Origin of the sequence: Larsenimonas salina (genome assembly GCF_023736155.1) — a bacterium.
Lineage (GTDB): Bacteria > Pseudomonadota > Gammaproteobacteria > Pseudomonadales > Halomonadaceae > Larsenimonas > Larsenimonas salina.
Genome location: NZ_JAMLJJ010000005.1, coordinates 1 through 13,334 on the forward strand (window position 1 = coordinate 1; position 13,334 = coordinate 13,334).

The 13,334-nt window shown below is 58.8% G+C and carries 7 protein-coding genes; 5 read left to right on the plus strand and 2 right to left on the minus strand.

Annotated elements, in window-relative coordinates; translation table 11 throughout:
• Window positions 1-260 precede the first annotated feature (260 nt).
• The 5 genes from hsdR to NAT23_RS10570 all read left to right on the plus strand — a co-directional run bounded on the left by hsdR (window position 261) and on the right by NAT23_RS10570 (window position 11,280).
• Window positions 261-3,788, plus strand: coding sequence for a type I restriction-modification system endonuclease (gene hsdR, locus NAT23_RS10550; RefSeq protein ID WP_251928119.1), 3,528 nt, complete (start codon window positions 261-263; stop codon window positions 3,786-3,788).
• A 130-nt stretch (window positions 3,789-3,918) separates the two neighbouring features.
• A complete protein-coding gene (locus NAT23_RS10555; protein ID WP_251928122.1) occupies window positions 3,919-4,989 on the plus strand; it encodes a Fic family protein in 1,071 nt (356 codons plus the stop codon).
• A gap of 17 nt (window positions 4,990-5,006) precedes the next feature.
• Window positions 5,007-6,632: a class I SAM-dependent DNA methyltransferase gene (locus tag NAT23_RS10560; protein ID WP_251928124.1), complete on the plus strand. Its 1,626-nt coding sequence runs from the start codon at window positions 5,007-5,009 to the stop codon at window positions 6,630-6,632.
• The gene (locus NAT23_RS10565) at window positions 6,629-8,041 is read left to right on the plus strand and encodes a restriction endonuclease subunit S (protein ID WP_251928126.1); all 1,413 of its coding nucleotides are present in this window, start codon (window positions 6,629-6,631) and stop codon (window positions 8,039-8,041) included. The genes NAT23_RS10560 and NAT23_RS10565 overlap by 4 nt, the downstream gene beginning before the upstream one ends.
• A complete protein-coding gene (locus NAT23_RS10570; protein ID WP_251928128.1) occupies window positions 8,038-11,280 on the plus strand; it encodes a DEAD/DEAH box helicase in 3,243 nt (1,080 codons plus the stop codon). The genes NAT23_RS10565 and NAT23_RS10570 overlap by 4 nt, the downstream gene beginning before the upstream one ends.
• A gap of 153 nt (window positions 11,281-11,433) precedes the next feature.
• Here the strand turns inward: NAT23_RS10570 and NAT23_RS10575 are convergent, their stop codons facing one another.
• Both NAT23_RS10575 and NAT23_RS10580 read right to left on the minus strand, forming a co-directional pair.
• A complete protein-coding gene (locus tag NAT23_RS10575; protein ID WP_251928129.1) occupies window positions 11,434-11,748 on the minus strand; it encodes a helix-turn-helix transcriptional regulator in 315 nt (104 codons plus the stop codon).
• Window positions 11,745-13,091 (minus strand): type II toxin-antitoxin system HipA family toxin, encoded by a 1,347-nt coding sequence (locus NAT23_RS10580; RefSeq protein WP_251928131.1) that lies wholly within the window; start codon window positions 13,089-13,091, stop codon window positions 11,745-11,747. The genes NAT23_RS10575 and NAT23_RS10580 overlap by 4 nt, the downstream gene beginning before the upstream one ends.
• Between the last annotated feature and the right edge of the window lie 243 nt (window positions 13,092-13,334).

The following is a 13,334-nucleotide window of genomic DNA, read 5'->3' on the forward strand; positions in this document are numbered from 1 at the left end:
CACACGGCCTCGCCAGACGCTGGACTGGCGAACCCCACTGGAAGTCTACGCCGAGGTGCTAAAGAAATCCGTCGGCGGACCGAGCACCCTTCAATAGCGTTGCGCTTGGAACTTGAGACCGCCATGCTTGTACTTTTTAGAAAGGTGGCGTAACGAAATAGATGCACTGGATCTACTTAATAAGTGATTTTGCGCATAAGCTTATGATTTACTGATACCAAGCTGTAACGATTCTTTTTATCGACGGGAGCTTCTGGTTCATGGCGCCTTCCTCCAATTTCGAGTTTCTGGCTGAGCACGACCCCCTTCTCGTCGAGCTGGCGACCGCCGCGGAACGCGGTTTTTCGAGCGATCCCAACACCACGTTAATCAAGCTGCGCCAGCTTGGCGAAGCGCTGGCCCAGCACATCGCGGCACTCTCCGGCATCGAGTTTGACGGGCAAACCAGCCAGGCCGACTTGCTCTACCGTCTGAACCGCGAGCTGCGCCTGGAACCCCAGGTCAAGGAGCTGTTTCACACCCTGCGCATCGAGGGTAATAAGGCCACGCACCAGTTCCGCACCCGCCATCGGGAGGCCATGGACGGCCTGCGCCTCGCCCGGGCACTGGCGATCTGGTTCCACCGCTCGTTTGGAAAGGCGGGGACGGCCTTTAGTCCCGGCGCCTTTGTGCCACCCCGCGATCCTAGCGTCGAGCTGCGCCAGCTCCAAGGCGACATCGAGCAGCTACGTCACGAACTCAAAAGCGCCAACTTGGCGCTGGACAGTAGCCAACAACTTACCCAACTGGTCGAACAGGAGAAGCAGGAGTTTGAAGCACTGGCTTACGCCATGGACCAGGAAGCGCAGACGCTAAGCCAGCAGGCCCAGCAAAACGAGCAGGCGCTGAAGGCTCAACGCCAGGCCTACGAGCAGAAAATCCAGGCGCTTCAGCAAAAGCTCGACGCGCAGAGTGAGCAGCAAAAGAGCCAGCAGCGCCAGAAAGTCGCCAGCCAGACCCAGGCCGCCAGTCAGTCACTCGCGTTGAGCGAAGAGCTTACCCGACTACTGATCGACCAGCAGTTGAAAAAGGCCGGTTGGGAAGTCGACAGCCAGGAACTCACCTACGCCAAGGGCGCCCGGCCCGAAAAAGGCACCTACCGCGCCATCAGCGAGTGGCCCTGCCTGCCCAGCAGTGGCAAACCTACCGGCAAGCAGGACCAGGCCGACTACGTGCTGTTTGTGGGGCTAACGCCGATGGCCGTGGTCGAGGCCAAAAAAGAGAACGTCAATGTCGCAGGCAAGATCGAGCAGGCCGAACGCTACAGCAAGAGGCTGGTCATCGCGCCACCGCTGGTCGGTGCCTGGGAGCTTGCCGGGCGCACCATTGCCTGGCCCACCGATGACGAGGCCCACTTCAAGGTGCCTTTCGTCTACTCCTGCAACGGCCGCCCTTACGTTCCGCAGCTCAAGGAGCAGTCGGGCACCTGGTTTCGCGACGTGCGCGAGCCCAGCAACCTGCGCCGCGCTCTGCCCACGTTTCATACTTCAGGCGGTTTGATAAACCTGATCGAGCGCGACCGGCACAATGCCGAAAAACTGCTGGCCCACGAGCCCTTTGGTTATCTGGGCCTGCGCGATTATCAAGAAAAGGCCATCAAAACCACCGAACAGGCGCTGGCGAACGGCAAGCGTACAGCGCTGCTGGCGATGGCCACCGGTACGGGCAAGACCCGCACCATCATCGGCCTGATGTACCGTTTTTTAAAAACCGAGCGCTTTCATCGTATCCTGTTTCTGGTGGACCGAACGGCGTTGGGTGACCAGGCAACTGACGCCTTCGACGAAGCCACGCTGGAACAGAACCACACGCTTTCCCGCATCTATAACGTTGCAAGACTTGGCGATATGACACCCGAGGCCGAAACCCGGGTGCAGGTAGCCACGGTGCAGGCCATGGTGAAACGCCTGTTCGCCAGCGACGCGCCGCCGCCCATCGACCAATTCGACTGCATCATTATCGACGAAGCCCACCGCGGCTACACCCTTGACCAGGAGATGACCGAGGGCGAACTCGCCACCCGCGATCCAAGCCAGTACCTCTCAAGCTACCGCCGCGTGCTGGAGCACTTCGACGCGGTGAAGATCGCCCTGACCGCCACCCCGGCGCGGCATACCAGCGAGATTTTTGGCAAACCGGTCTACACCTACTCCTACCGGGAAGCGGTGGCCGACGGCTGGCTGATCGACCACGAGCCGCCCATCCGCTACGAAACGCTGTTGACCCAGCAGGGCATCCATTTCGACAAGGGAAGCGCGGTCGAGGTGATCGACCCGCGCACCGGCGAAGTGGACACCACCGAGCTCGACGACGAGCTCGACTTCGAGGTCGACGCCTTCAACCGCCAGGTCATTGCCCCCGACTTCAACCGAGTGATCTGCGAGCAGCTCGCTCGGGAGCTGGACCCGTTTGGCGACGAGAAAACGCTGATCTTCTGCGCCACCGACTTCCACGCCGACATGGTCAAGAACGAGCTGGATAAGGCCTTCAAGGCGCGTTACGGAAAGAGCTACCACCAGGCCGCCGTGGCCAAGATTACCGGCAAGAGCGACAAGGTCAGTCAGCTCATCCGACGCTATAAAAACGAGCGCCATCCCAACATCGCCGTCACCGTTGATCTGTTAACCACCGGCATTGACGTGCCCAGCATCTGTCATCTGGTCTTCATGCGCCGGGTGCGCTCGCGCATTCTGTTCGAGCAGATGATTGGCCGCGCCACCCGCCGCTGCGACGACATCGGCAAAACCGTGTTCACCCTCTACGACCCGGTGGATATCTACGCGGCCCTTGCCGAGGTCAACACCATGAAGCCACTGGTGCGCGACCCAAACGTGAGCATCGAGCAGCTGGTCGATGAACTGTGCGACCCGCAGCGGCTTGAAACGGCCCTCAATAGCCCCGGCGATGCCCCCGGCCGTAACCAGGCCGAGGCAGTGCTCGACCAGTTAAGCCAGAAACTGATGCGCGTGCTGCGCAAGGCAGGCGCCAAGGCAGAGCAAACACCTGCGCTCAAGAAGAAGCTCTCAGAGCTACACGATCAGTGGGGCGTCGAGCCCGGCAAGCTTCACGAGCACCTGCAGGGCCTGGGACCCAAGGGAGCGGCGGCCTTTCTTGAAAAGCACGCCCACCTTCTCCAACAGCTTGAATCGGTCAAATATCTGACGGGCAGCGACAGGATGCCTGTCATCGCCGATCACAAGGACGAGATTCGCGAGCGCCACCAAAGCTACGGCGAGCACAAGCGCCCGGACGATTACCTGGACAGCTTCAACGCGTTTATTAACGAGCAGCTAAACCACTCCACTGCCTTGGCGGTGGCGGTAAATGCGCCCCGCGACCTGACCCGCGAACAGCTCAAGGAGGTCAAGCTGCTGCTCGATGGCCAGGGCTACTCCGAGGCCAACCTGCAAAGCGCAGTACGCAACCAGACCAACCAGGACATCGCTGCCAGCATCATCGGCCACATTCGCCGCGCCGCGCTGGGCGAGCCGCTCAAACCCTTCGAGCAGCGCGTTTCCGAGGCAATGGACGTGATCCTTACCCAGCACGCCTGGACCACCAACCAGCGCAAGTGGCTTAAGCGCCTGGCCAGCCAACTGACCCACGAAGTTATTCTCGACCGAGAAACGGTCAACCAGCTACCGGCCTTGGAGGGTGGCGCCAAGCGGCTGGACAGGGTGCTCGATGACCAGTTGGACGGCGTATTAGGAGAGCTGAATGAGGCGATATGGTCGCCGCAGCGGGCATAAATACATAGATTTTGCGGTTATCTCTATAGGTGATCCGGCATATGCAAAGCAAATGCGGTTTTCCTTTGCATGTGCCAGACGACATGTATAGATTTTTAAATTTTATATACATGATCAGGAAATACAACACATGTTGCCGACCTTACCGCTGAACGACATCGAGCAGTGGGAGACCCGCGCCGTGCTGAAAAAGACGGCCCAGGCCCATCGGTACCTGGCAGAGCTCAAAGGTGTCGCCGCCACCATTCCCAATGAAGAAATTCTGATCAATACGCTCACGCTTCAGGAAGCGCGGCACAGTTCCGAGATCGAGAACATCATCACGACCCAGGACGATCTGTACCGTGCTGCCGTGGCGGATGAGGCAAGTGTCGACCCGCAAACCAAGGAAGTTCAGGATTATGCAACGGCTTTGCGAGCCGGTTTCAGAAGCGTTCGGGAAAGTCGGCTACTTCGTCTAAACGACATTCTTGCGATACAGGAGACGCTTGAAAAAAACCGGGCGGGTCTGCGGAAACTACCGGGCACGACTCTAAGAAACCAAGCGACGGGGGACGTCGTTTATGAGCCGCCACAGGCAGCGCCAGAGATCGAGCGCTTGATGGAAAATCTGGTGATTTATCTCAATGACGATGAGCTTTGTGATGCCGACCCGCTGGTCAAGATGGCGATCATTCATCATCAGTTCGAGAGTATCCACCCATTCTACGATGGCAACGGTCGAACCGGTCGCATTATCAACATGCTTTATCTCGTGGCCAAGGACTTACTCGACCTACCGGTGCTCTACCTCAGCCGCTATCTAATACAGACCAAATCACGCTATTACCAGGAACTACAGGCCGTCCGCGATACTGGTGACTGGGAACCGTGGCTTTTATACATGTTGGAAGGCATCAGCCATACCGCGCAGCAAACCGTCGAATTGATAGGCCAGATCCGAGAGCTGATGCAACATACCAAGCATCGCATGCGTGAAGAGTGCCCCAAGATCTATCGTCAGGAACTGCTCAATAACCTGTTCAATCACCCCTACACCAAGATCGAGTTCGTGATGGAGGACTTGGCCGTTAGCCGTATTACCGCGACCAAGTATCTGGATGAACTGGTCAGCATCGGCTTGCTGGAAAAAATCAAAGTGGGCCGCAGTAACTTTTATATCAATGCCGCCCTTATGGCGCTCTTTCTTGAGCGTGGATAACCCAACAGGAATTTATTGTGTCCAACAACGACATCGTCCAAAAGCTCTGGAACCTCTGCGACGTGCTGCGCGACGACGGCATCAACTACTCGGACTACGTCACCGAGCTGGTGCTTTTGCTGTTCATCAAGATGGTTCACGAGAACACCGAAGCGGGCACCTTACAGCGCCACCCGCTGCCCGAAGGCTGCCGCTGGACGGACCTGAACAACAAATCCGGCCTTAACCTACTGGATGACTACAAGCGCATTCTGCTGAGCCTCTCCTCGGGCCGCGATGCTCACGGCAATCTCGTACACAGCGACCCGCTGATCAGCGCGATCTACGCCGACGCTCAGACCCGCCTGCGTGAGCCGCGCCACCTGGAGCAGATGATCAAGGCGCTCGACGGCATCGACTGGTTCAGCGCGCAGGAAGACGGCCTGGGCGATCTGTATGAGGGGCTTTTGGAGAAAAACGCCAACGAAACCAAGTCCGGCGCCGGGCAGTACTTTACGCCGCGCCAGCTGATCGACTCGATGGTGCGCTGCGTGAAGCCGCAGGCCGGAGAAACCGTACAGGACCCCTCCGCGGGGACGGCGGGCTTCTTGATCGCCGCCGACCGCTACATCAAGGCGCAGACCGACGACCTGTTCGATCTCACCGCCACGCAGCAGGCGTTTCAGAAAAACCGCGCCTTTACCGGCATCGAGCTGGTGCCCGGCACCCGGCGGCTGGCGCTGATGAACTGCCTGCTCCACGGCATGGAAGGCGACAACGAAGGCGTGGTGCACCTGGGCAACGCCCTAGGCCAGGCCGGGGCAAGCCTTGCCAAAGCCGACGTGATTCTCGCCAACCCGCCGTTTGGCACCAGCAAGGGCGGTGATGCCAGCATTACCCGCGACGACCTGACGTTCAAGACCAGCAACAAGCAGCTCGCCTTTCTGCAGCACATCTATAGAAACCTCAAGCCCGGCGGCCGCGCCGCGGTGGTACTGCCGGACAACGTGCTGTTCGAGGCCGGTATGGGGGCGGACGTGCGCCGCGACCTGATGGACAAGTGCCACCTGCACACCCTCCTGCGCCTGCCCACGGGCATCTTCTACGCCCAGGGCGTGAAGACCAACGTGCTGTTCTTCACGAAAGGGGCGGCAGCGGACAAACACCAGGACACCGGCTGCACCGACAACGTCTGGGTGTATGACCTGCGCACCAACATGCCGAGCTTCGGCAAGCGCACCCCCTTTGGCGAGCAGCACCTCAAGCCCTTCGAGGCCGTGTTCGGTAGTGATCCCAACGGCCAAAGCCCCCGCCGTGAAGGCGAATGGTCGTTCAACGCCGAGGAAATCGCCGTCGATGCGGAGGCCACGGAGGAAAACCAGGGCGTGAGCGATGACCGCCTCGCCAAATCCCGCTGGCGCTGTTTCAGCCGCGAGTGGATTCGCGACACCAAAGGCGACTCGCTGGATATCAGCTGGCTTAAGGACAAGGGCAGCGTCGACGCTAGTGAGCTGCCCGCCCCCGAGGTGCTGGCCGGGGAAGCCATGAGCGAACTGGTACAGGCACTCGGCGAGCTGGACGGGCTGATGCGCGCGCTGGGGGCCGAGGAGGAGGCTGACGGGCAGCGAGTGTTGGTGAAGGAAATGATGGGTGAGATCAAATGACGGATAGCACCTGCCCAAATGAATGGCATTACACAACCTTAGGGAGCATCGCCGTCTGGGGTTCTGGTGGAACTCCCTCGCGCAAAAATACAGATTACTACGGTGGTGATATTCCATGGATTAAAACAGGGGACCTCGGCCCCAAGGTTTTGTCTGAGGCAAGCGAATACATCACGGATCTTGGTGTTCAAAAATCGAGTGCTAAATTTTTTTCACAAGGTTCTGTTGTAATAGCAATGTATGGCGCGACAATCGGTAAAGTTTCGATTCTTGGAATTGACGCAACAACCAATCAGGCATGTGGCGTTGGGCAGCCTGTTTCTAGCTTAACCGATAGCAATTTTCTCTATTACTTATTAAGAAACGAAAAAGATGCTTTTATAGCTAAAGGTCAAGGTGGGGCGCAGCCAAATATCTCTCAAACAGTAATCAAAGAGCACTCGATTACACTTCCCCCCCTCGCCGAACAAAAGGTCATCGCCGACAAGCTCGACACCCTGCTGGCGCAGGTGGACAGCACCAAAGCCCGCCTCGAACGCATTCCCGAGATTCTTAAGCGCTTTCGTCAATCCGTGCTCGCGGCGGCGGTGAGTGGGCGGTTGACGGAGGAGTGGCGTGGGACTGCTTCATGTTCATTCGGTAAACCACCTTTAACGATTGGCCCTGAAAAAGAAGAAGCTCCAGATAGTTGGCGCTGGGAAAAGCTAACCGATTTAGCAAAATTGGAGTCTGGACATACGCCGCGTAAATCAAAACCTGAATACTGGGAAAATGGGGATGTTCCTTGGATAAGCTTGCAGGACATCCGTAAAGCGCATGGAAAAGTAATAACCAGCACAAAGTTTATGCCCAACATGGAGGGCATAAAGAACTCAAGCGCTCGTCTTTTGCCAGCAGGAACCGTTTGTTTCTCACGAGATATCTCAGTGGGATATACAACAGTGATGGGGCGAGAAATGGCTACCACACAACATTTCGTTAACTGGGTTTGTGGAGAAAGAATTAATAATATTTATTTAATGTACTCTTTCATGGCTGCAAAAAACCACCTTACTATTTCCGGCCAAGGAAGTACGGTGAAAACAATTTATATGCCAGCTTGTAAACAATTTCGATTACTTACCCCTCCCTTGGAAGAACAAGCCGAAATCGTTCGCCGGGTCGATCAACTCTTCGCCTACGCCGACACCGTCGAGCGCCAAGTCAATAGCGCTCTGGAGCGCGTCAACCAGCTCACCCAGTCCATCCTCGCCAAGGCCTTTCGCGGCGAGCTGACCGCCCAGTGGCGGGCCGACCATCCCGACTTGATCAGTGGCGACAACAGCGCCGAGGCGCTTCTGGCGCGCATCAAGGCCGAACGCGCCGCGCAGGCGCCAAAGAAACGCCCACGGAAGAAGGCGACGACATGAGTCAGGCGGCATCGGAACCCTCACACGCGCACGCCGAGCGCATCCTGTCGTTCTGGCATAAGGTCGAGTTTTTTGTATCCCCGGATTTAAAAGATCTGCAAGACGGCGCCAGCAGCGCGATCAAGTACTCACACGAGGAGCTTGCAACGCGCCCTGACTGCCTGCCGTGGCTGAACCCTGAGCAGCTACGGCGGGCCAGCTCGTCGCACGCGCCTGACAAGCCCTATATGTTCAAGCTGTATCTGGGGGTGTTTCCTCGACGCGAGATATTTCGTATCGCGCGGGACTATTACCCGGAACGCGCCGAGAACTCGGAGGAGCGCAACGCCGATGAGGGCCAGAGTTGCTCGATGACGGTGATGGTCGATGAGTATGGCCGCATCGACCCTGAAAGCTTCGAGTTTTCCACCGCGCCCTGGGCGCTGGGCGAGGTCATGCAGAAGCGGCTGGATGCAGTGACCATGCAGGCGTTCGAAACAGCCACCTGGCACTTCCAGGACAGGCTGACCGCGATCGTGACCGTGGCCGACAACGTCAAGCGCGCCCACGATCTGCCGCCACTGCTGACCACGTTTGAGCTGATCGAAATGCTCAAGGCAATCAGCAGTTGGACGTCGTTCACCGCCTGCTCGAGCAGCGCGCCTGCACTGTATATTCAGCCGTTTGAGATATGGGGCGATCGCGCCAAGTCCTGGGAAAAAGCGCAGCGCCCACCGGTGACACAGGAACGGCTGGACGGGCTGGCTGAGGCGCTGCCCGCAGCCTTCGAGTCTGAGATAGCGTCTCGACCGGCGCCACCCGAGCCCGGCGAGAGTGATCAGGGGCGTGAGGTGGATCGCTCCGATGAAATTGCCATCCTGAACAGCTTTTTCATTCGCGATCTCGAGCGGGTCACTGGCGCGCTGGAGTCCGATGGACTTGCCCCAGGCTCGCCGCTGGCGCGCTACTTGTCGGGCAAGGCGCAGCGCCACCCCGATCTACTGCTGCCCGAAGGCCGCTCGCTACTGATGACGCGTCTGATGCCTGAACGTATGCCTGCCGGGCGCTGGCCAGGCGGGGATGACCGCTCGATGAGCCTGATGCAGCAGTTCGCCATCAACACCATCGATCAGGAATTGGCAGACGGCGGGCTTTATTCCGTCAACGGCCCGCCCGGTACCGGCAAGACCACCATGCTGCGCGATTTGGTCGCTCGCAACGTGGTTAAGCGCGCCGACGTGCTGGCCTCGCTCGCCTCACCCGAGGCAGCCTTCGGCGAGGATCTAAACGCCAAAGTCGATGATCAGATGGTGTCGATCAAGACGCTGATTCCCGAGCTTGCCGGGTTCGAAATGGTGGTGGCGTCCAGCAACAACGCGGCGGTTGAAAACGTTACTCAGGAACTGCCGCAAACCGAGGCGCTGGGCGCGGCGTACCGGGAGCTTGCGTATTTGAAGCCGGTGGGCCAGAAACTGGCGGCTACCCACGAACGCCGCGAGGGCGATCTGCACGTGGATGCGCTGTCGCCGAAAAAAGAGTGTTGGGGGCTGATTGCCACGGCGCTGGGTAATAAGAGCAATCGCACAACCTTTGGCGAGCGGGTCTTTTTCAAGCCTATAGATCAGTGCGAGGCTGAAGGTAAGGCCGAGCACTACAGGACGTTGGTGCCTGCGCTCAAGGCGCTCGCCGAGAAGGGCGGTGCGCTCGAGGATTTTCGCGCCGCGCAGCGTGCGTTCAATGAGGCCAAAAAGCAGGTCGAGGCGGCGCACCAGGATATCGCCCGACTGCAGGCGCTGAAGCAGCTGGTACGTCAAACCGAGGAAGGCCGCCGCCGGGCCGAGATCGACCGCCGCCTGGCGAGCCGAGTGGCGCTCTGGCGAGGCAAGCGACAGGCGGCAAGGGTAGCGCTTTGGCCCATCGCGGCGTATTGCCGCCACCGCGCTCAGTTGAAGCAGCTTGCCCAGCGAGAACGGCGTGCCGCTCAGCAGGCGGAGGTGAGTGAGCGGCGCCTGGCATCGCTCGAGAAACGGCTGAACGCTGAGAGCGAAGCGTGTCACACCCTCGAGACCAGGTATCAGGATGTACTGCTGCCCGATGAGATGCTGAACCTGGACGCGGCCGAGGTGCAGCGCACGTCCTTTGGCCACTGCAAGGCACTCAACGAGGCCCGAGGGCAGCTGACCGCGCGCGCATTCGAGCTGCATCAGGCGTGGCTGGTGGCCGCCTACGCCGACAAGAAAAATCAGCTGTGGCCAACGATCGGCTCAGTGATGAAACTGCTGAACGGCAAGGTCGATGACCGCGCCGGAGCGAAAGCCTTGTGGCAGATGCTGTTTATGGTCGTGCCGGTGGTATCGTCGACGTTTGCCTCCGTTGCTAACCAGTTCCGTATGCTTGGAGAAAGTGATATCGGCTGGTTGTTTATCGATGAAGCTGGGCAGGCCCCGCCGCAGCAGGCTGTGGGTGCTCTTTGGCGCGCCAGGCGGGCGGTCGTGGTGGGCGACCCGCTTCAGATCGAACCGGTTTTTACGGTGCCCGCGCCATTGGTCGAGGCGATGGCGGATACGATGCTGGGTGATGACTGGTCGATATGGTCTCCCACGCTGACCTCGGTTCAGGTTGTCGCTGACCGCGCCAACCCGTACGGCACCAACGAGATTTCCGATGAACTCTGGGTCGGCAGCCCATTGCGTGTACATCGCCGGTGTGATGAGCCAATGTTCAGCATTGCCAATCGCATCGCCTACAACGGCAAGATGTTACATGGCAACGAGGGCCTGGCGGCCGGGCCGGGGGACAGTCGCTGGTTCGATATCGTCGGTGAGAGTGAAGAGAAGCACTTCGTTCCCGCTCAGGCGGCAAAGGTTGCCGATATGCTCAAGCGCCATATCGACAAAACCGGAGAGCTTCCGAGTGTCTATGTGATTTCACCGTTCAAGGCGGTGGCTCGGGGCGTAAGGAAGGAGCTGGAGACCTCTTTGGATGCCAGCGCCTTCGGTGGCAAGAGCAAACTCCGTAGTTGGCTCAAGGCACGTGTAGGCACGGTTCATACTTTTCAGGGCAAGGAAGAGGACAGCGTTATTCTGGTGCTGGGGCTGTCGAATGCCTCACCCGGCGCTGCCGAATGGGCCTCCAGTAAACCGAACCTGCTTAACGTGGCGCTCACTCGTGCCAAGAAGCGAGTGTACGTAGTGGGCAGTGCAGACATCTGGGGCAGTAAACAGTACTTTTCCGAAGCTTCCGAGAAGCTGCCGTCTTAGGCAGTTTTCGATTAGCCACCTGCTTCTTTGATCCGATGAAGAAAAGCGCCCTTCTTGGCGCTTTTCTTTTTAGTGGCTTTCCTTTTCTCTCAACGATTTACTCGGTGGCGCTCATGCCAGCGCGTCATTCTCGTGATGTGATAACCGGTGGTTTCAAACCGACTGCTCCCGGTTCAACAGCCGCTGGCGCAGCGCCGGGCTGCGTGGCAGCAGGCCGACCGTCAATCCAAAAGGGCGAAAGGCGCGGTTCAGCAGCGCAAGCGATGGGCTGCCCTTATCGGTTTCGATATCGGAAAGCGTTCGGCGGCTGATACTGGCAAGTGCTGCGTAGTCGGTCTGGTTCATGCCCAGTACCTCACGGCGCAGTTTTTTGAGCACGGCGCCGGGCGTGGTCTTCGAGGTCAAGAGCTGCTCGACCAGCTCCAGTAGCAGCGTTTCACGCTCGGCCGGCGTCAGGGGTTGTGTCATGTCAGCCCCCACTGCTCAAGGCGCTGGTCCAGCCGGGCCAGGCCGATGGCAGGGTGTGTCAGAATCGAGTCCGGCACACCGCGGGCGGCCAGCCGCTGCTCGAGGCCGATCAACTGCCTGCAAAGCGCCCGCAGTTCATCGATCATGGTGTTCTCCGGGACATGGTGCGACAGCGCCCGCGCGATCGCCTGCCAGTCAAACTGGCCGCCTTCTTCATAGGGGGCTCCCCAGCGGGTGGTGCGGATCACTCCCTCGGGATCGGCCTTCATCGGGGCAAAATCGTAGATGGGCGCCAGGGCCATACCGTCCGGGCGTTTGATGAGCGCCGTATTGCGGCCATGGTTATCGGAGTTGCCAAAGACCACGTTCAGAAGGTCCCGTTTGACCAGCTCAATGACGACAGGGGCGGCCTCGAAGTCTGCGCCGGCTTCCGTGACGCGATATTGATGGCCGAGTCGCCCGATCACTGTCTCGATCACGTCAAACATGTTGAGCGCCGCGCCAGGGCCCTTTTCCATGATCGAATAGAGAGATTCGAGCCCGAACAGAGCCCGTCGGCCGTTCTGGAAGGCGACATCGAAGCGCGGCAGCCACAGGGAAGGATACTGCGTGCCCTCTTCCAGTCCCATGGTGTGGGTCTCGATGGTGTCTATCCCAAGAGCGGCCAGCTCCTGATAGAAGTGGTACTCGGCGCGCAAAATATCGCAATCAATCGCTGCTCTGCGGTTTCTCGGAAACTTGACCAGATAATGATGATCCTTGCAGAGCGGGTCGTCCTGCCAGGTATCGATCCACACCTCATCGTTGTCGGTACAGCGCAGTATCAGTTTGGGCGCCTCTCCGCCCGCGCCGGTCGCGCCGCCACTGGCAGCGCCCATCTGCTGGGCGTATTCAAGAAAATCCGTATGGCGCTCAACCACATCGCGTACCGGAAAGCGTAGCCGGGTCAATTGGCCGGTCTCGGGCCTTGTCGGTACGGCTTCCTTGATACGCAGATTACCGACCGGCGCAATGGTGCCGTGTCGCAGCAGCTCGGTATCCTGCGCGCCGGTGGAGAGATGGTCGATGCCCAGCTGCGCGATCCAGTAACGGCGGCTGGCGCCGGCCGGCATGATGTCATCAATAAAGGCAAACCACGGAGAGGCATGAAACTGCTCCATCAGGCGCACCGGGTAGTTGATGCCACAGGCGTGCTCATCGTCCTGTTCCATCCAGGCCACGGCATAGCCTTGGTCATAGCCTAGTGCGGCGGTGCTGCGCCGTCCTTTTTCAGGCTCGGACAACGTCAAAGTAGCCGCGTCGTGCCATTGATCATGATGGAAGATTTGAAGTGTCAGCAGCATGATGCCCTCATTGAGCAAAAAGATGCTCATCGTGAAACTAGAAACACGATATTGAGCAAAAAGATGCTCATTGTGAAACTAGAAACACGATATTGAGCAAAATAATGCTCAAGGTAAACAGTTTTTATAACTTTTGAGCGCTATTCTGCTCAAGTAGAAGGTCGAATCCGAGATTGCATTGGATAAAACCTACAAGCCCGGCATCTGCCGGGCTTTTTGTGAGCGCAGTAGGGCGCGGATCAG

Excerpts from the sequence above, each read along its gene's own strand:
- hsdR (WP_251928119.1), top strand. The coding sequence starts at position 261 with ATGGCGCCTTCCTCCAATTTCGAGTTTCTGGCTGAGCACGACCCCCTT.
- NAT23_RS10555 (WP_251928122.1), top strand. The coding sequence starts at position 3,919 with ATGTTGCCGACCTTACCGCTGAACGACATCGAGCAGTGGGAGACCCGC.
- NAT23_RS10565 (WP_251928126.1), top strand. The coding sequence starts at position 6,629 with ATGACGGATAGCACCTGCCCAAATGAATGGCATTACACAACCTTAGGG.
- NAT23_RS10570 (WP_251928128.1), top strand. The coding sequence starts at position 8,038 with ATGAGTCAGGCGGCATCGGAACCCTCACACGCGCACGCCGAGCGCATC.
- NAT23_RS10575 (WP_251928129.1), bottom strand. The coding sequence starts at position 11,748 with ATGACACAACCCCTGACGCCGGCCGAGCGTGAAACGCTGCTACTGGAG.
- NAT23_RS10580 (WP_251928131.1), bottom strand. The coding sequence starts at position 13,091 with ATGCTGCTGACACTTCAAATCTTCCATCATGATCAATGGCACGACGCG.